Source organism: Brachybacterium sp. J153, assembly GCF_036311905.1.
In the GTDB taxonomy this organism is placed as follows: domain Bacteria; phylum Actinomycetota; class Actinomycetes; order Actinomycetales; family Dermabacteraceae; genus Brachybacterium.
Window position 1 is genome coordinate 26,173 of record NZ_JAZDCH010000027.1, and the last position, 17,975, is coordinate 44,147.

Here is a 17,975-nt window from a genome sequence, read left to right on the forward strand (position 1 = left end):
GGACTTCCGGCGGATCCGCCCCGCTCAGGTCGCCGGGTCCGAGAGGGGGACGACCCCGACGGCGACGTCGAGGGTGCTCGTCGCCCCCGGCGGGCCGTAGACGATGCCCTTGAGCGGGGGCACGTCGGCGTAGTCGCGGCCCCAGGCGGTGGTCACGAAGCGCTGGTCGACGAAGGTGCGGTTGGTGGGGTCCACGTCCACCCAGCCGGCCCCCGGCACGAGCACGCTCAGCCACGCGTGCGAGGCCGCGGAGCCGATCATCTCCCCGACCGGCTCGGTGCCCAGGGCCCCTGAGGTCGAGGGGGCGGTGCGCAGGTAGCCCGAGACGTACCGCGCGGCGAGACCGGCGGCTCGGACCGCGGCGAGGCCGACGTGCGCGAAGTCCTGGCAGACGCCGTGCCGTGCGGCGAGCACCTCGACAAGGGTCGAGGTGACGGTGGTCGCGGCCGCGTCGTAGGTGAAGTCGGTGTGGATCAGCGCGGTCAGGTGCGCGAGGGCCTCCCCGATGGGACGCTCCGGGGCGAAGACCTCCGCCGCGATCTCCCGGGCCGCGCTCCCGGCGGGGATCCGCGGCGAGGCGTGGACGAAGTCGATGCTCGCCGCCGGGATCAGCGTCCCCCAGTGCTCGGGGGTGCACTGCTCCCACGGGCGGTCGAGGTGCTCGGCCGGGTAGCGCCGTTCGGCGACGCTGACCAGGGCGTGCGAGTGCACGTCGAGCTGCTCGTGGGGCTGGTCGACGAGCAGATAGGTGGAGGAGTTGCCGTAGAAGTCGGTGTGGGCGGTGAGCCGCGCGGGAGCCGGGTCCACGACCACCTCGTGGGAGAGGACCCGCTGGTGCGGGGTCGCGCGCGGTTCCACGTGGGCGCGACCGACGTTGCGGGTCACCGGCTTCGCGTAGCGGTACCGGGTGAGGTGGTGGACCTGGTAGTCCACGGCGGGCGCCGGCTCCTCCTCGCCGTGGCGGAGGGGGATCTCGGGAAGGGTGCCGGGACGGAGCGGATCAGACATCGTCGACCCCCCAGCGGGACGTGGACTCGGACGGGCGGAAGAAGCGGTTCTCGAGGGCGGTGGCCAGCTCCCGCAGGGAGGCGATCGCGCCGTCGATCTCCGTGAGCAGTGGGGTCGGTGTCCCGTCGGGACCGGCCCCGGCGTCCTCCGCGGGCTGCAGCAGGTCGTGGGCATGCCAGCCGGCCAGCCGGGTGCGCAGCGAGGTCAGCGGCGCCCGCAGCTCGAGGGCGGGGGTGCCCTCGGGCAGCCGGTCCAGGGCCGCGGAGAGCCGCTCGATCTGGAAGGCGATCGAGCGGGGCAGGGTGGTGTCGGCGAGGAGCAGCTCGAGGAGGAGCTCGGGGCGCACCGCGGCGTGATAGGCGCGGCGGTAGGCGGCCCCGGACTCGGTGATCAGGGCGACGGTGCGGGCGAGGCGGGTCTCGACGGCGCGCGGCAGGCGCCGGCCGAGCGTCGCCCGGAGCAGGGCGAGCAGCGCGAGCGAGCGCTCGATCCGGCGCCCCGCCTCGGTGAGGTCCCAGCCCAGATTGCGCGGCATGGAGTCGGAGACGGCGCCGGACAGCGTGAGGCAGCCGTCGACCACCTCCGTGAGCGCCTGCTCGACGGGCTGCAGGTCGTGACCGTCCAGGACCGCGAAACGGGCTCGCATCGAGGCGATCACGGGCCACACGTCATCGGTGATCAGGTCCCGCAGGGTGCGGGTGGTGTGGGCCAGGGCGACGTAGGACTGCGCGAGCGAACCGGGGCGCCCGACCTCGGTGAGCAGGCTGCGCACCTCCCGGCGGATCGCCGAGGGCGAGGCCCCGTCGATCGCGGCGAAGCCGGGATAGGTCGTGGTCACGTCGGTCACGGCGCGCAGCAGCACGGATTGGGTCTGGCGGGCCGAGGGCGAGCGCTCCGAGGAGAGGTCGTTGACGGTGTCCAGCACGGTGCGCAGCATGCGGGCGGTGAGGTCGACCCGCTCGAGGTAGCGGCCGAACCAGAACAGGTCCGAGCCGATCGACCGGGTCATCGCCGGGTAGGCGCTGAGCAGACCGGCGGGGTCCTCCGCGGTGTCGATCGCGGGGAGGACGCGAGGGGCGGGATCGGCCGTCTCCTCCCCGGGGTTCCCGGCGGTACCCGGGACGCTGGTCTCGGCGGGCACCACCCAGACGTCCTTGAGCGCCTCGGGTCCGGCGTCGGCGGTGCGGGCGACGCCGCCGGGGAGCACCTCGTAGCCGTCCCCGGTGGCGATCACGAGCATCTGCAGGGTGAGGGGCCGGTCCACCAGGCCGTCACCGCCCGCGGGATCGGCCGACGGCCAGCCGGCGGCGGTCCCGCCGTCGCGCAGGTCCTCGGGGGCGGGACGCAGCAGCAGGTCCTCGTGGAGGATCTGCCGGCACAGGTCGGGCAGTGCGGCGGCGAGCGCCGGGTTCTCGAGCAGGCCCGCACCGAGCGGGTTGAAGATCTCGACGTCGCCGCTCCGCGCCGCCTCGAGCAGGCCGGTGACCCCACCGCCCGCGGACGGGCCGAGGTCCAGCGGGTCCAACCCCGCCGAGGGCACCAGGCGCAGCACGGCGTCGACCGTGTCGCCCGGGTCCTCGTCGCCGCCCGGCAGACGCAGGGTGAGGGCGCCCGAGCCCGTGCGCAGGTCGCCCGCCGAGACCAGCGGGGCGCCGAGGAGGTTCGCGAGCCAGCTGTGGTCGAAGGCGCGCGCGGGGTCGTCGGCGTCGTCGGCCAGCACGACGGTGCGGCCCACGCGCCCGCCGGCGCGGGTGCGCTGGTGCAGGGCGGTCCGGACCCCGTCGAAGTACGGGTGCAGCCGGCGCAGCGGGGTGGTGCTGTAGAGCGAGGGCGCGCAGCGGGAGAGGACGCGGCGCAGCTCGAGGGCGAGGCCCGCTCCGCCGGGGACGTCCACCGCGTCCTCGAGCACCGTCCAGGAGCCCTCGGCGGTGCGGGCGATGGTCGTCGAGAGCAGGAACAGATGGTGGTTCCCGCGTGAGGGGATGCCCACCGCGGGGCGCAGGTACGCGGGGTCGGCGAGGAGCTCGGCGACTGGGGCGACGTCGGTCGCGAGCACGGTGCGGGGGCCGTAGAGGTCGGCGTAGAGCGCGTCGAACAGCCGAGCGCGCTGGATCAGCCCGGCGGAGATCTGCTCCCACTCGCCCACGTCGAGGACCACGGGGACCGGGTCCACGAGCGGTGGGGGGATGGAGACGTCGGCGGCGATCATCGCCGCCGCCGACGTCGCGGCCCGGCGCCGGCCCGCGGCGCCGAGCTCGTCCAGCTCGGTGGCCAGGACCGGTGGGGCGGTGATGTTCACCGGGTGACCGTAGGTATGCCGAGGCGGCGGGCGTTCAGCCGGCCGTGACCACCGGCGCGCCCTCGGAAGGCTGCACCACCACGAAGCCCGGGCCGTGGAAGCCCAGCTGGAAGGACTCGCCGGACCCGCGACCGATGAGCGAACCCATCTTGAAGTCGTTCTTGATCTGCGGCTGCAGGTTCGCGGACCAGCACACCGCGGCCTGCGGATCCACGAAGGTGGGCTGCTGGGAGCAGTCCAGCAGCATCGGCGGGCCGTCGGAGGTCACCGCGACCATGCCCTGGCCCTGGAGGAGGAGGTTGAACAGGCCGCCGGCCATGAAGCCCGCGCCGCCGAGGGACCGGATGTCCCACTGGATCGAGCTGTCGAAGGCGAGCATGTTCTTGGTGTTCAGCGTCAGGGCCTCGCCCTCGAGCTGGATCAGGAAGATCTCCTCCGCCTGGCGGGCGTAGAAGATCTCGCCCTGGCCGCGGGTGCGCATCAGGTTGCCGCCCTCGCCGGTGGCCATCTTCTTCAGCAGCTTCATCCCGCCGCCGGAGCCCTGGTAGGAGAACTCCATCTGGCCCTGATAGGCGACCATCGCGCCCTGGGCGGAGATGATCTCCGGCGCCTGCGGGTTCAGCGAGCAGCGCAGCATCTTCGAGGACTGCAGCGCCCAACGGTCGGTGGTCTGGCGCTCCTGGTTGGAGGCATCGAACAGGTTCGAGCGCATGAGGGCCCTTCCTCTCTCGGCCGGGCGCTGCCCGGGATGTGACGACGCCCACCGCGCCGACGGGCCCGATCGTCTCACGGCGCGCACCCGCCGGGGGAGGGGCGTGGTCCCGCCGGTCCGGTGGGGGCCCTGTGGCGGAGCGGTGAAGGGCGCCCGGGGCGGGACGGCGGTTCCGTAGCATGGCCGACATGGCCGACCCCCGCACGCCCCGACGAGATCTCCGCGACCCGCGGCTGGTCGCGCTCGCCGAGGACTCCGGCTACGAGATCCTCGGCCGCATCGGCACGGGCGGGATGGGCATCGTCTACCGCGCGCACGACGCCGACGGGCACGAGGTCGCGATCAAGCTGCTGCGCCACGAGATCGCCGAGGATCCGCGAGCGCGCGAGCGCTTGGCCCGGGAGGTCGCGGCCCAGCAGCGGGTCCGCAACGACAGCATCGTGCGGATCCTCGACGCGGAGCTCGACTCCGCCGACGCCTTCGTGGTCACAGAGTTCGTGCCGGGCCCGACCCTCGAGGACGCCGTGCGGGTGCGCGGCGGGCTGCACCCGGAGGCGGTGCGCGAGATCGGCCTGGTGCTCGGGGAGTCGCTGCGCGCGATCCACGGCGCGGGGGTGATCCATCGCGACCTCAAACCGTCCAACGTGCTGCTGCGCGGGGCGGGCGACGCGGACCTCGACGGTTTCGACCCGGACGGCGACGGGCTCGACCCGGTGATCATCGACTTCGGCATCGCCGTCGCCGCCGAGGAGTCGCGGCTGACGTCGACGGGTCTGGTGATGGGCACGGCCGCCTACCTCGACCCGGAGGTGCTGCGCTCGGACCGCACCGACGAGGCGGGCGACTGGTGGGCGTGGGCGGCGATGCTCGCCTTCGCCGCGACGGGGCGGGAGCCGTACGGCGCGGGCCGCGCCGACGTGGTCTTCCTGCGGGCCGAGCGCGGCGAGCTCGACGTGGACGGGACGCCCGTCGAGCTGGGGGAGTGGCTGCGCCGGGCGCTGACCTCGGACCCGTCGCAGCGCCCCGCTCCCGAGGAGCTGCTCGCCTCCCTCGCCGAGCTCGATCTCGAGCGCTATGCGGAGGCCGGGATGACGGAGGCGCTGCCGGGGACCCCGGGGGGCGGGACCGCCGAGGATCCGGAGCGCACCAGCGTGACGGCGCCGGTGCCGGAGGAGAGCACCGACGAGGTCCCGATCTCCTCCCCGACGCAGGTCCTGCCCATCGTCCCCGCCGCGACCGAGGCGCTGCCGCGGACGGCCACCCCCGCGGAGCCGGTCACCGAGGTGCTGCCGGTGCTGTCGACGCCGACACAGGTGCTGCCGGCCGTGCCGGCCGCCGCACCCCCGGCGGGGCCGCCTGCCGGACTGGGCGGTCCGGCAGGTCATCCGGTGCAGCGGGCGCCGCAGCAGGCGGGCTGGGCGGGAGCCCCCGCCGGGCCGATGACCGCGCCCGTCCCGCAGCCGCAGCGCGCACCGCAGCCGCCGCAGCCGCAGCCGCAGCGCGCACCGCAGCCGATGCCGCCGCAGCCGATGCCGGGCCCCTACGGTGCTCCCGGCCCCTACGGCTGGGCGACGCCGCTGCCGCCCGCGCCGCGGCGACCCGTGCTGGTCTGGCTGGGCCACCTGCTGCTCGTCGGCCTCGCCGCAGTCGCCCCCTATGTCGCCCTGACCCTGATGGTCCTGCTCGGCGCGACCGCCCGCACCTGGGAGCGCTCGCACCGCTCCGTGGCCGAGAAGCGCCTGCGCGGGGCCGTCGGCGGCGGACCGCTCGTGACCGCCGGCCTGCTGGCCCCCTTCGGCCTGCTGCGCGGTCTGGTCGAGCTCGCCCTGCAGGCGCTGCTCCCGTTGATCCTGGGCCTCCTGGTGGGGATCGCGACGGACGCCGCCTGGACCCTGCTCAGCGGCGGCCCCGCCCCGCCCGACGGGGTCGTCTTCGCGATCGCCCTCGGCGTCACCCTGCTGATCACGTGGGTCGGTCTCGGCAGCGGCACGACCAGGCGGGGCGCCCACCGCATGCTCGACGCCGCGGCCCCCGACCGGATGTGGACCGGGGTGCTCCTGGGGCTGCTGCTGCTCCTCCTGGGTGCCGTGATCGCCGCGATCCTCGCCCGGCAGGGGATGGTCGACTACTTCCCGTTCCCCACCGGTCCCCGGCTCGAGGACGTGGCGGTGTGGCGGCGCTGACCGCGCCGTGACGTGCACCATCGCACCCAGCCGCGGCCAGGTCCCGGCAGTTACACTCCGAGCGGAAATGTCACCCAGCAGCGCCTCGGGCACGAGGCACAGGAGCAGCACATGGCCGCGTCCGGATCGTCGAAGTCAGCGCAGGAGCGCCGCGAGGCACAACGGGAGGCCCTGCGCAAACAGCGGGAGTCCGAGCTGCGCCGCCAGCGCACCGTGCGCACCGTCGTGATCGCCGCGGTGACCGTCGCCGCGCTCGTGATCGTCGCGGGCGCCGGGTACCTGATCTACCGGACCACCCGCCCGGCGGGTCCCGTGGCTGTCCCCGCCGGCATGGCGCAGGACCAGCCCTACCTGAGCTTCGGCGCGGAGGAGGGCTCCGGCGCCCCCGTGGTCGAGGTCCACCTCGACTTCATGTGCCCCTACTGCGGGCAGTTCGAGCAGATCAACGGCGAGGACGTCGCCGCCCTCGTCGAGGACGACACGATCACCCTCCACCTGGTGCCCCGCCGCATGCTCGACACCGCCTCCACCACCGGTGACTACTCCTCGCGGGCCGCGAACGCGATGGTCTGCGTGTACGAGGAGAACCCGGACGCGGCCATGACCTTCCAGCAGCTGATGTTCGCCAACCAGCCCGCCGAGGGCACCGCCGGACTCACCGACGACCAGATCTGGGACTACGCCCAGCAGGCCGGCGCCACCGAAGCCGTCCAGGGCTGCCTCACCTCCCGCACCTATCAGCCGTGGGTGCGCCAGGTCGCCGAGCCGTACGCCTCAGAGATGCAGAAGGGCACCCCGTACATCGCGATCGACGGCACCCAGTTCGGGGAGTGGACCACCGAGGGTGCGTTCCTCGCGGCGGTGCAGGCCGCGGGCGGCTCGACGGCCTCCGACGCGGGCGGCGCCGAGGCCTCCGACGGCGGCGAGGGCTGAGCCTCGGTCGAGGCGGGCGACGAGTTCGCTAGGATCTGGGGCCGGTCGGGCATCCGATCGGCCCCTTCCGCTGGAGTGGCGCAACGGTAGCGCACCTGTCTTGTAAACAGGTGGTTGCGGGTTCGAATCCCGTCTCCAGCTCTCTTCGGCCGGGCGCCATGCCGGTCTTCCGCTCCCCGGAATGGGGACTTCTCCCCAGTGCGGCACGGATGCTCCCGGCCTAGGCTCGGAGCCTGCGGCATCAGGGGGATGCCGCCTCGCCGCGCTCCGCTGCGGCGGCACGAGTACGGGGGAGCACCGATGATCATCTGGCGAGGCTGGGGCGTCCTGGCGGTCCTCTACATCGCGCTGTGCGCGGCGCTGCTCGGCGGGCTGCTGGGCGCGTCGGTGCTGCAGTCCTCGGCGGCGGCCGGGCCGCTCGCGGGGATCGGCATCGCGATCGGCGGGGCGCTCGCCACCGCCCACGGCTGGTACCTCAACATCATCGGCCCGCGGAAGCGGTCGCTGGCCTGGGCCGAGGTGGAGAAGCCCCGGCTGACCCGCGCCGCTGACGAGGGGACGCTGGTGATCGGGAACGTCCGACCCTCCAACCGCGAGGAGGCGCACGCCCTCGTCGACCAGGTGCTGGAGGACGGGAAGCGCCAGATCGGCCGGCACGGCCCGCACTCCGTGTTCTGGATCCCGATGGAGGTGATCGGGATCCTCGCGATCGCGGGCGGCGTCGTGCTCGCTGTCGGGACCGGGATCGTCGCGCTCAGCGGGTGATCAGAAGGTCTCGTAGGTGCCGCGGCTGACCATGAAGCCGTGCCCGGAGCGCACGTCCCAGCAGGTCATGCCGTCGTCGCGGCTGGTGCAGGCGACATTCCCGTCGACCGCGGTCTGGCCGTACTCGAGCGTCTCCGCGCCCTCGGCCCCGACCGTCCCCTCGCAGTCGAGGGCGACCTCTTCGCCGGTCGCGCGGATCGTGAACTGGGAGTCGCCGCAGTCCTCGACGTCCTCGTCGTAGCGGGTCTCCTCGAGCGAGCAGGCGACGGTGTCGCCGTCGAGCTCGCAGCGGATGTTCCCCGTGGGCGACTGCACCGCGGACATCTCGAGGGCGTCCTCCGGAGCGGGGGAGACAGGGTCCTCGGTCGGGGACGTGGACTCTTCCGCAGGGCTCGAGCCCTCCGCGGGCTCCTCCGCCGCCGTCGTGGAGCTGTCGCGCTCGTAGCCCTCCTCGTCACCGCTCAGCCAGGCGCGGCCCACGAGACCGCCGACCACGAGCAGCACGAGCACCAGCAGCAGGCAGCCGCCGCAGGCGAACCACATCCGCCGATCGCGTCGGCCCTCGCCGTCGTCGGCCTGCGGTGCCGGGGCCGCCGGGAGGGCGGCTGTCGGGGCGCCGTACGCCGGGCCGGGCGCGGCGACCGGTCCGGGCGCCTCGCGGTCCGGGGTCGACGGGAGCGGCACCACGCCCGAGGAGGGCGCGATCCGCACGGTCCCCGTGGGGCCGGCGGCCGCGGTCGTGGCCGCGGCCGGGGCCGGCGCCTCCTGCGGAACAGGGGTCCAGGCGGCGGTCGCCTCCGGATCCGCCGCGGACGGGGTCGAGTCCGGGGCGCTCGCGAGGTCGCCCCAGGCGGAGGTCTCGGGACCGGACTCGAACGCGGGGGAGTCCGTGACGATCGGGTGGCGGCGGGTGGCGTCGGGATCCTCGGACGGCTCCGCGCCCACGGTTCCCTCCTCGCCCCGCGCTCCCTCCGCCTGCTCGAGCGCCTGGCGCGCCTCGGGGGAGGTGGCGAGGATCCAGTCCTTCGCGACCTGCGGCGTGGCGGGGTTCAGGACCAGCGGCACCTGCAGCTCGGGGTGGTGCTGGGCCAGCTCGAGGAGCCGTTCAGGGCTCGTCGCGGGGTCCGCGGCCTCCTGCGCGGTCGTCCGGGGCTCTGCCACCGTGCTCTCCCTTCGTCCCGCGGCGCACCGGCGGCGTCGCGTCGACCGACGAGGATGGCACACGTGTCCGGACGGCGGCAGGGATCGGGAAGCGTCTCGGACGCAGATCACTGCCGCCGTCGGGGTCAGACGAGCGCGGTTTCCTGCGGGGCGGATCAGCCCTCCGGGGCCACCACGGGCAGGGCCGTGGTGGACGTCATCGGCTCGCCGTGAGCATCCAGGGGCCGCATCTTGAGCCAGAAGTAGCCGTGACCGGCGAGGGTCAGGGTGAGGGCGCCGTCCGGGGTCACGGCCGGGAACTCGTGCCCGCCGAAGAGGTCGCGGATCGTGCGCCGCTCCATCCCCACCAGGTCGAGGGCCGCCGTCACCGGCTGGGCCGACAGGTTGAACACGCACAGCAGCGTCTCGGCGTGCTCGTCCGCGTCCTCGCCGTGATCGGCCCCGTCGTAGGTGCGGGTGAAGGCCAGCACCCGCTCGCTGTCCGCGGCGACCGCCCGGTACTCGCCCATGCCGAAGGCCGCGTGCTCGCGCCGCACCGCGAGCATCCAGCGCACGAAGTGCAGCAGCGAGCCGGAGTGCGCCATCTGCGCCTCGACGTTCACGGTCACGTAGTGGTGGACCAGATTCTGGATCACCGGGAGGTACAGCTTGCCCGGGTCCGCGATCTCGCTGAAGCCGGCATTGCGGTCCGGGGTCCACTGCATCGGGGTGCGCACGGCGTCGCGGTCCTCGAGCCAGATGTTGTCGCCCATCGCGATCTCGTCCCCGTAGTAGAGGAACGGCGAGCCGGGCAGGGACAGCAGCAGGGCGTGGATCAGCTCCAGCTCCGAGCGGGAGTTGTCCAGCAGCGGGGCCAGACGCCGACGGATTCCGACGTTCGCCCGCATCCGCGAGTCCGGCGCGTACCAGCCGAGCATCGCCGAGCGGTCCTCGGGCGAGACCATCTCGAGGGTCAGCTCGTCGTGATTGCGCAGGAAGGTTCCCCACTGGGCGCCGCGCGGGATCTCCGGGGTGTCGGCGAGGATGTCGATGATGTGCCGGGCGCTGCCCTCGCGCAGCGCGTAGAACAGGCGCGGCATCACCGGGAAGTGGAAGCACATGTGGCACTCGGGCTTCTCCGGGGTGCCGAAGTACTCGACCACGTCCGCCGGCCACTGGTTCGCCTCCGCGATGATCACGCGGCCCGGCCAGTGCTCATCCACGTACGCGCGCAGTTCGGCGAGGAACTCGTGGGTCGCCGGGAGGTTCTCCCCGTCGGTCCCCTCCTCCTCGAAGAGGTACGGGATCGCGTCGGCCCGGAAGCCGTCGATGCCCTTGTCGAGCCAGAACCGCACCACGTCGAACATCGCCCGACGCACGGCGGGGTTCTCGAAGTTGAGGTCCGGCTGGTGGGAGAAGAACCGGTGCCAGAAGAACTGCCGGCGCACCGGATCGAAGGACCAGTTGCTCTCCTCCGTGTCCACGAAGATGATCCGCGCCTCGGAGTACTTCTCGTCGGTGTCGGACCAGACGTAGAAGTCGCCGTAGGGCCCCTCGGGATCGGAGCGGGACTCGAGGAACCAGGGGTGCTTGTCGCTGGTGTGGTTCATCGGCAGGTCGATGATCACGCGGATCCCACGACGGTGCGCCTCGGAGACCAGCCGCTCGAAGTCGGTGATCGAGCCGAACTCCGGCAGCACCTGCTCGTAGTCGGAGATGTCGTAGCCGCCGTCCCGCAGCGGGGAGGCGAAGAAGGGCGGCAGCCACAGGCAGTCGATGCCCAGCCACTGCAGGTAGTCGAGGCGCTCGATGAGCCCGGTGAAGTCGCCGGTGCCGTCCCCGTTGCCGTCGGCGAAGGCGCGCACGAGCACCTCGTAGAACACGGCGCGGCGGTACCAGTGGGGGTCGTAGTCGACCCCGGGGCCCTGCGGCGAGAACTGGGAGAGATTCAGGGGCATCGGGTCCTCCGCGTGGACGGGGCGAGGGCGTCGCCGACGGGACGGGCACTCCCAGCCTAGAGCCCTCCGTACCATGGGCGCAGGCCCGACGCGGGCGTCGGGGAGATCAGGAGGGGACGAGGGGACATGGAGCAGTCGGATCAGGGGTGGAGCGGGGGCGGGACGGCCGGGGGGCCGTCCTCGCCGTCCTGGGGACAGCAGGCGGGCCCGCAATGGGGGCAGCCGGGTCAGACGGGACAACCGGGCCAGTCGGGACAACCGGGCCAGCAATGGGGGCAGGCCCCGGGCGGCCCCGCTCCGTCCGGCGGAGGACGCTCCCGGCAGTGGATTGTGCTCGGCTGCGCCGGTCTCGTGGTGATCCTGCTGATCGTGGCGATCACGGGCGGGATAATCGTGCTGGTCTCGCAGCGCGGAGGCGGCGAGGAGGAGACGAGCGCGGCGCCGCAGTCGACCGTCTTCGAGACCGAGGACTTCCGCCTCGAGTACCCCGCGGACTGGGTGACCCATGAGGTCACCGCCGAGGACGCGGACTTCGGCAAGCTCCTGCAGGTCACCGACGTGGAGATCGCCCCGGAGGACGAGTTCGACCACTTCCCGCCCAACAGCCTCGAGGTCTACAAGTTCGAGAGCGACGTGCACGCCGAGGTCGAATGCGAGATGCAGGCGATCTGGGCGGGCTTCAGCTGGGACGAGTCCGGGGACGAGGGCGTCCTCGAGGACCCGCAGCTCGGCGGCCGCCCGGTGCACGGCTACACCAAGTCCGGGGAGCACGACGGGGCCGACGCGATCACCGAGGGCTTCTGCGTCGACGTGGGTGACGAGATCGTCCAGGTGGCCGTCGAGACCCACGGTTCCACCGAGATCTCCCCCGCCCTGCGCGAAATCCTCGACAGCTGGACCTGGGTGGGAGAGGGCTGAGGGCAGACCCGCGGACCGGGCGGGGCGGCCGGTTCGGCGCCAGCTCGCCTCAGCGAACCGTCCAGTCGATCTCTGCGCCGCCCTGCGCACGGAGCAGGGCGTTCGCCTGCGAGAACGGGCGTGACCCGAAGAAGCCGCGCGAGGCCGAGAGCGGACTCGGATGCGGGCTCGCGACGTGCGGCACCTCGCCCAGCAAGGGGATCAGCGACTGCGCGTCCCGACCCCACAGGATCGTAACGAGCGGCCCGCCGCGATCCACGAGGGAGCGGATCGCGAGCTCCGTGACCTCCTCCCAGCCGCGGCGGCGATGGGAGGCGGCCGCGCCAGGTCGCACCGTGAGCACCCGGTTCAGCAGCATCACGCCCTGGTCCTGCCAGGAGGAGAGATCGCCGTGGGCGGCCGGGGAGATTCCCAGGTCAGATCGCAGCTCGGTATAGATGTTCGCGAGGGAGCGCGGCAGCGGCCGCACGTCCCGCTCGACCGCGAAGCTCAGCCCGATCGGATGGCCCGGCGTCGGGTAGGGGTCCTGGCCGACGACCAGCACCCGCACCTCGGAGAGGGGGCGGGTGAAGGCCCGCAAAACGAGGTCCCCGGCGGGCAGGTAGCCGTGCCCCGCCTCGACCTCGCCGCGGAGGAACTCCCCGATCGCGTGGATCCGCTCCTCGGCGGGGGCCAGGGCGGCGGCCCAGTCGGGGGCGATGATCTCGGCGAGCGGCTGCGGCATGCCGCCAGTCTGCCAGGCACGTCACCCTCCGGCGCGCCGGAGCGGGACGGCGCGAGCGGCCGCGTACTGTCGATCCATGCCCGTCCCGTCCCCCTCCGCGTCGTCGCCCTCCCCGGGCGACCCCGCCCCGGAGCTGTCGGCGCAGGAGCTCGCGATCCTCGCGCTCGAGGGGCGCACCTTCCGCTACGTCGGCGCGAAGGAGCGGGCGATCCGTGAGGAGATCGGCATCTCCAAGGTCGCCTACTACGTGCGGCTCAACGCCCTGCTCGACGATCCGCGGGCGCTCCGCGCGGCCCCGGCCCTGGTGCACCGGCTGCGCGGCCGACGGGTCTCAGAGCACGGCGAGATCCCCCGCCGCGGCGGCGACCGCGTCGCCTGATCCGCGGGCCGGGTGTCCCGTCGGACACTCCTGATGGGCGTGGGTTCCACGGCCCTCCCGGGGGGAGCGGGTTTAATGGGTCCGTGGCAGATTCCCAGTACCCCTACCCGCCCGACCGATTCGACGACGAGGCGGACGCCGTCGCGTTCCACGGCGCCCACCGCGCCGAGGAGCCGTTCTGGCGCCAGAACCTGCTCTACATCATCATCATCGCGGCGGCCCTGGTGCTGCTCGTGGTGCTGCTGTTCCTGATCGGGAACCTCGGCGGCGGGGGAGGGGACGACCGCTCCCAGGAGCCGACCACCGCCGCGGAGACCACCGCGGAGGAGACCACCGGCGAGGAGTCGGCGGAGGAGTCGGCCTCGGAGGAACCCGCCCCCGTGGCGGACAAGACCGTCCCCGTGCTCGTGATGAACGCCGCGGGCGTCGACGGGCTCGCCGGCGACTGGCGCGACACCCTCGAGGAGAGCGGCTGGGAGGACGTCCAGATCCAGACCGCCGACACGCAGCAGCAGGAGGCCGTGGTCTTCTACCGCGACGAGGCGGACGCCGAGACCGCCCAGGCCCTCGCGCTCGAGGTCGGCGCCGGTGAGGCGCGGCAGAGCGACGAGTTCCAGAACCGGATCACCTTCCTCGCGGTCGAGTCCCCGGGCGCCGGTGCCGAGGAGGGTGACGGCGAGGGCTGAGCCCCCGCTGTGCGCGGTTCCTCCCGGGGTTAGCACTCTCGGGCCGAGAGTGCTTATGATGAGCTGGCACTCGTCGCTCGAGAGTGACAGCACTCGCGAGCGACGGGCCAAGAGCATTCCGGCCCCGTGAGGGACCCGTCGTCGTGGGACATGAACACGGCGGCTGGTGCCGTCCGTCGCGGGCACAGGGTCGGGTGGACACCACACCACACGGGAGAGATTCCACAATGGCCAAGCTCATCGCATACGACGAGGAGGCCCGGCGCGGCCTCGAGCGCGGGATGAACCAGCTCGCCGACGCCGTCAAGGTCACCCTCGGCCCCAAGGGCCGCAACGTCGTGCTCGAGAAGTCCTGGGGCGCCCCCACGATCACCAACGACGGCGTCTCCATCGCCAAGGAGATCGAGCTCGAGGACCCCTACGAGAAGATCGGCGCCGAGCTCGTCAAGGAGGTCGCCAAGAAGACCGACGACATCGCGGGCGACGGCACCACCACCGCCACCGTCCTGGCCCAGGCGCTCGTGCGCGAGGGCCTGCGCAACGTCGCCGCCGGCGCCAACCCGATCGCGCTCAAGCGCGGCATCGACAAGGCCGTGGCCGCCGTCTCCGAGACCCTGCTCGCGCAGGCCAAGGAGATCGAGACCAAGGACCAGATCGCCAACACCGCCGCCATCTCCGCGGCCGACCCGGCGATCGGCGAGCTCATCGCCGAGGCCCTCGACAAGGTCGGCAAGGAGGGCGTGATCACGGTCGAGGAGTCCAACACCATGGGCCTCGAGCTGGAGCTCACCGAGGGCATGCGGTTCGACAAGGGCTACATCTCGCCCTACTTCGTCACCGACGCCGACCGTCAGGAGACCGTGCTCGAGGATCCCTACATCCTCCTGCTCTCCTCCAAGGTCTCCACCGTCAAGGACCTGCTGCCGCTGCTGGAGAAGGTCATCCAGTCCGGCAAGCCGCTCGCGATCATCGCCGAGGACGTCGAGGGCGAGGCCCTCGCGGTGCTCGTCGTCAACAAGCTCAAGGGCTCCTTCAAGTCCGTGGCCGTCAAGGCCCCCGGCTTCGGCGACCGCCGCAAGGCGATGCTCGAGGACATGGCCATCCTGACCGGTGGCCAGGTCATCGCCGAGGAGGTCGGCCTCAAGCTCGAGACCGCGGGTCTCGAGCAGCTCGGCCAGGCGCGCAAGATCGTCGTCACCAAGGACGAGACCACCATCGTCGAGGGCGCCGGCGAGGCCGACCGCATCGCCGGTCGCGTCTCCCAGATCCGCACCGAGATCGAGAACTCGGACTCGGACTACGACCGCGAGAAGCTCCAGGAGCGCCTCGCGAAGCTGGCCGGCGGCGTGGCCGTCATCAAGGCCGGCGCCGCGACCGAGGTGGAGCTCAAGGAGCGCAAGCACCGCATCGAGGATGCCGTGCGCAACGCCAAGGCCGCCGTCGACGAGGGTATCGTCGCGGGCGGCGGCGTGGCGCTGCTGCAGGCCGGCAAGGACACCTTCGCCACCCTCGCGCTCGAGGGCGACGAGGCCACCGGCGGCGCCATCGTCAAGGTCGCCATCGAGGCCCCGCTCAAGCAGATCGCGGTCAACGCCGGCCTCGAGGGCGGCGTCGTGGCGGAGAAGGTCAAGAACCTCCCCGTCGGCCAGGGCCTGAACGCCGCCACCGGTGAGTACGAGGACCTGCTCGCCGCCGGCATCATCGATCCGGTCAAGGTCACCCGCTCCGCGCTGCAGAACGCGGCGTCCATCGCGGGCCTGTTCCTGACCACCGAGGCCGTCGTGGCCGACAAGCCGGAGCCGGTCAAGGCTCCCGCGGGCGGCGACGACATGGGCATGGGCGGCATGGGCGGCATGATGTGATCCAGCCTCACGGCTGATCATCTGCCGCTCCCCCCGAGCGACCTGCGGGCCCCGATCCTCTCCGGAGGGTCGGGGCCCGTCGGCGTTCCCTCCGTTGCCCTGGTGCTCCGTTGACCTGGTGCTCCGTTGCCCTGGCGCCCTGGTGCTCGCGGTCGTCTGCTGGAACTCCGCGCCCTGCGTGACCCCAGGCTCTGTGGGGCCTTGAGCTCACGCCTGGTACGGAGTTCCAGCAGGGCCGGGGCGGGCGAGGGTCGACCCCGGGGAGCTGCTGCGCGAGGATGGAGGGATGACGATGCGGAGCGACGACGCCCTGACCACCGGCCTGACCACCCGCCCGACCACCGGCACGACCCCGACCCCGACGCCGACGACTGACCCCACCCCAGCCCCTGCGACCCTGCGCGTGCTGACCCAGAACCTCCGGTACGCGGACCCGTCGGTGCCGCCCGAGCACCCGGACCACTGGCCGAGCCGCGCCCCGGTCCTCGCCGAGCTGCTGCGCGCGGCCGATGCCGACGTGATCGGCACCCAGGAGGTGCTCGCCGCCCAGATCCCGCTGCTGGACGAGGTGCTCGGCGCGACCCATCTGCGCCTGGGCATCGGCCGCGAGGGCGGCGGCCGGGGGGAGCACAACCTGCTGCTCCTGCGGCGGGAGCGCTTCGACCTGCTGGACTGGGACCAGTTCTGGCTGTCGGAGGATCCGGCGCGGATCGGCTCGCAGGGCTGGGACGGGCACTGCCCACGGATCGCGGTGTGGGCGCGGGTCCGGGACCGGTGGACCGGCGGGGAGCTGGTCTTCGCCGTCACCCATCTCGACCATGCGGGGGAGCGGGCCCGGGAGAAGGGCGCGGGACTGCTCGCTCAGCGCCTGCGGGAGGCGGCGGACGGCGCGCCGACGCTGCTGATGGGAGACTTCAACGCCGCCGGCGGGGACAGCACGCCGTGGCGGGTGCTGCGCGATGCCGGCTTCGCGGACGCGCACGACGTCGCCGGGACGAAGGTCGGCGAGGACATCGGCACCTTCCCCGACTATGGCGCGCCGGAGGTGGGCGGCATCCGGATCGACTGGATCCTCACCCGAGGCCTCGCGGTCCAGGAGTACGAGGCGTCCGTCCCCCGGCGGCAGGGACGGGCCGCGAGCGATCACGCGACGGTCACCGCGCGCGTGCGGCCGACGGGGGTCTGAGCGCCCGGCTCACATGTCGCGCGCGGAGGTGACCAACTGCGTGCCGTCGACGTACACCACGGTCAGCTCGAGCATGTCGCCGGCCTCGGAGATGTTCGCGCTCTGCACGAGGCCGGGCTGCACCTCGACCCAGCCCCCTGGGCAGTCTTCGACCTCTCCGTCGAGCGTCGCGGCGAGTCCGGCGACGGCACGGTGCCCCGTCACCTCACAGCCCCCAGGCCTCCGCGAGCAGCTCGAGGCCGCGCATCCGGTGCTCGGGATCGAAGTAGTTCGCGGTGACGATCAGCTCGTCGGCCTCGGTCGCGGCGACGATCGCCTCGAGCTGCTCGACGACGCTCGCGGGCGAGCCGACGGCGCGGATCGAGAGGGTCTGCTCGACCTGGGAGAGGAGATGGTCGGGGACCGTGCCCTCGAGATCCCGGGGCGGCTGCATGGCCTGCCGCTGCCCGGTGACGACCCCGAGGAACTGCTGCACGTTGGTGGTGAACAGGCGCTGCGCCTCCGCGTCGGTCGGGGCGATGACCACGTTCACGCCGACCATCGTGCGGGGCGCCTCGAGCTGGGCGGCGTCGCTCTGCGTCGCCGAGAACTGCTCGCGGTACACGCGCAGCGCTTCGAGGTACTGGAAGGGCGCGAAGTGAGAGGCGACGGAGAAGGGCATGCCCAGCTGCGCCGCGAGGCGCGCACCGTTCGTGGTCGAGCCGAGGATCCACATCGGCACCTCGGTGCCCTCGGCGACGCCCGCCCGGATCGGGAGGGTGCCGCTGGGCTCGGCCCGGGACCAGTCGCGCATCTGCTCGACGGCGGCGACGAAGGCGCCGGGCTCCGCCGAGGTGCGGGCCAGCAGCTGCGCCGTGTACTGGTCGGTGCCGGGCGCGCGGCCGAGCCCCAGGTCGATGCGGTCTCCGTGGAACTGGACGAGGGTGCCGAACTGCTCGATCACGGCGAGCGGGGAGTGGTTGGGGAGCATGATGCCGCCGGAGCCGACGCGGATCCGCTCGGTGAGGGAGGCGGCGCGGTCGATGAGCAGGCTGGTCGCGCTCGAGGCGAGGGTCGCTGCGTTGTGGTGCTCGGCGTACCAGTAGCGGGCGTATCCGGAGCGGTCGGCGGTCTGCGCGGCGCGCATCGAGGTGTCGATCGCCTCGCGCGTGCTCTGCCCCTCGCTGAGGGGCACCAGATCCAGGATCGACAGCGGGACGTGGGGGATGCTCATGGCGCGAGC

At 73.0% G+C, this 17,975-nt stretch carries 16 protein-coding genes and 1 tRNA gene; 9 read left to right on the top strand and 8 right to left on the bottom strand.

Translation table 11 applies throughout. The annotated features are described in order from the left end of the window. Nucleotides 1-24: 24 nt before the first annotated feature. From V1258_RS13540 to V1258_RS13550, 3 genes are read right to left on the bottom strand one after another with little or no spacing between them, the layout of a single operon-like run. Nucleotides 25-1,008 (bottom strand): transglutaminase family protein, encoded by a 984-nt coding sequence (locus V1258_RS13540; RefSeq protein WP_329750180.1) that lies wholly within the window; start codon nt 1,006-1,008, stop codon nt 25-27. Next, on the bottom strand, nt 1,001-3,307 hold the full coding sequence (locus V1258_RS13545) for a circularly permuted type 2 ATP-grasp protein (protein WP_329750181.1): 2,307 nt from the start codon (nt 3,305-3,307) through the stop codon (nt 1,001-1,003). Before V1258_RS13545 ends, V1258_RS13540 begins: the two co-directional genes overlap by 8 nt. A 34-nt stretch (nt 3,308-3,341) precedes the next feature. Further along, entirely contained in the window at nt 3,342-4,019 is a 678-nt protein-coding gene (locus V1258_RS13550; RefSeq protein ID WP_329750182.1) for an AIM24 family protein, read from the bottom strand. Between the two features lie 188 nt (nt 4,020-4,207). Between V1258_RS13550 and V1258_RS13555 the strand changes: the two genes are divergently transcribed. The 4 genes from V1258_RS13555 to V1258_RS13570 all read left to right on the top strand — a co-directional run bounded on the left by V1258_RS13555 (nt 4,208) and on the right by V1258_RS13570 (nt 7,900). Further along, nucleotides 4,208-6,202, top strand: coding sequence for a serine/threonine-protein kinase (locus V1258_RS13555; RefSeq protein WP_329750183.1), 1,995 nt, complete (start codon nt 4,208-4,210; stop codon nt 6,200-6,202). A 111-nt stretch (nt 6,203-6,313) separates the two neighbouring features. Further along, entirely contained in the window at nt 6,314-7,135 is an 822-nt protein-coding gene (locus V1258_RS13560) for a DsbA family protein (protein WP_329750184.1), read from the top strand. 69 nt (nt 7,136-7,204) lie between these two features. Further along, nucleotides 7,205-7,276: transfer RNA gene (locus V1258_RS13565), tRNA-Thr, on the top strand. A 159-nt stretch (nt 7,277-7,435) separates the two neighbouring features. Then, complete coding sequence (locus V1258_RS13570; RefSeq protein ID WP_329750185.1) at nt 7,436-7,900, top strand: hypothetical protein; 465 nt, start codon at nt 7,436-7,438, stop codon at nt 7,898-7,900. Here V1258_RS13570 and V1258_RS13575 read toward each other — a convergent pair whose 3' ends face one another. Together V1258_RS13575 and treS are read right to left on the bottom strand one after the other, a co-directional pair. After that, complete coding sequence (locus tag V1258_RS13575; protein WP_329750186.1) at nt 7,901-9,061, bottom strand: DUF6636 domain-containing protein; 1,161 nt, start codon at nt 9,059-9,061, stop codon at nt 7,901-7,903. A gap of 155 nt (nt 9,062-9,216) precedes the next feature. Next, nucleotides 9,217-10,998: a maltose alpha-D-glucosyltransferase gene (treS, locus tag V1258_RS13580; protein WP_329750187.1), complete on the bottom strand. Its 1,782-nt coding sequence runs from the start codon at nt 10,996-10,998 to the stop codon at nt 9,217-9,219. 330 nt (nt 10,999-11,328) lie between these two features. On the opposite strand from treS, the gene V1258_RS13585 reads away from it, so the two are divergent. After that, a complete protein-coding gene (locus V1258_RS13585) occupies nt 11,329-11,916 on the top strand; it encodes a hypothetical protein (RefSeq protein WP_329750188.1) in 588 nt (195 codons plus the stop codon). A gap of 49 nt (nt 11,917-11,965) precedes the next feature. On the opposite strand, the gene V1258_RS13590 is transcribed toward V1258_RS13585, so the two are convergent. Further along, on the bottom strand, nt 11,966-12,640 hold the full coding sequence (locus V1258_RS13590; RefSeq protein ID WP_329750189.1) for a uracil-DNA glycosylase: 675 nt from the start codon (nt 12,638-12,640) through the stop codon (nt 11,966-11,968). Nucleotides 12,641-12,716: 76 nt separating this feature from the next. Between V1258_RS13590 and V1258_RS13595 the strand changes: the two genes are divergently transcribed. The 4 genes from V1258_RS13595 (at nt 12,717) to V1258_RS13610 (ending at nt 16,753) form a co-directional block, all read left to right on the top strand. Continuing rightward, entirely contained in the window at nt 12,717-13,019 is a 303-nt protein-coding gene (locus V1258_RS13595; RefSeq protein ID WP_329750190.1) for a DUF3263 domain-containing protein, read from the top strand. An 83-nt stretch (nt 13,020-13,102) separates the two neighbouring features. Then, the gene (locus tag V1258_RS13600) at nt 13,103-13,705 is read left to right on the top strand and encodes a LytR C-terminal domain-containing protein (RefSeq protein WP_329750191.1); all 603 of its coding nucleotides are present in this window, start codon (nt 13,103-13,105) and stop codon (nt 13,703-13,705) included. Between the two features lie 227 nt (nt 13,706-13,932). Continuing rightward, nucleotides 13,933-15,567, top strand: a complete 1,635-nt coding sequence (gene groL, locus V1258_RS13605; RefSeq protein ID WP_329750192.1) for a chaperonin GroEL — start codon at nt 13,933-13,935, stop codon at nt 15,565-15,567. 286 nt (nt 15,568-15,853) lie between these two features. Then, nucleotides 15,854-16,753, top strand: a complete 900-nt coding sequence (locus V1258_RS13610; RefSeq protein WP_329750193.1) for an endonuclease/exonuclease/phosphatase family protein — start codon at nt 15,854-15,856, stop codon at nt 16,751-16,753. A 9-nt stretch (nt 16,754-16,762) separates the two neighbouring features. Here V1258_RS13610 and V1258_RS13615 read toward each other — a convergent pair whose 3' ends face one another. After that, on the bottom strand, nt 16,763-16,957 hold the full coding sequence (locus V1258_RS13615) for a hypothetical protein (RefSeq protein WP_329750194.1): 195 nt from the start codon (nt 16,955-16,957) through the stop codon (nt 16,763-16,765). 1 nt (nt 16,958) lies between these two features. Then, nucleotides 16,959-17,966, bottom strand: a complete 1,008-nt coding sequence (locus V1258_RS13620) for an LLM class flavin-dependent oxidoreductase (RefSeq protein ID WP_329750195.1) — start codon at nt 17,964-17,966, stop codon at nt 16,959-16,961. Nucleotides 17,967-17,975: the final 9 nt, after the last annotated feature.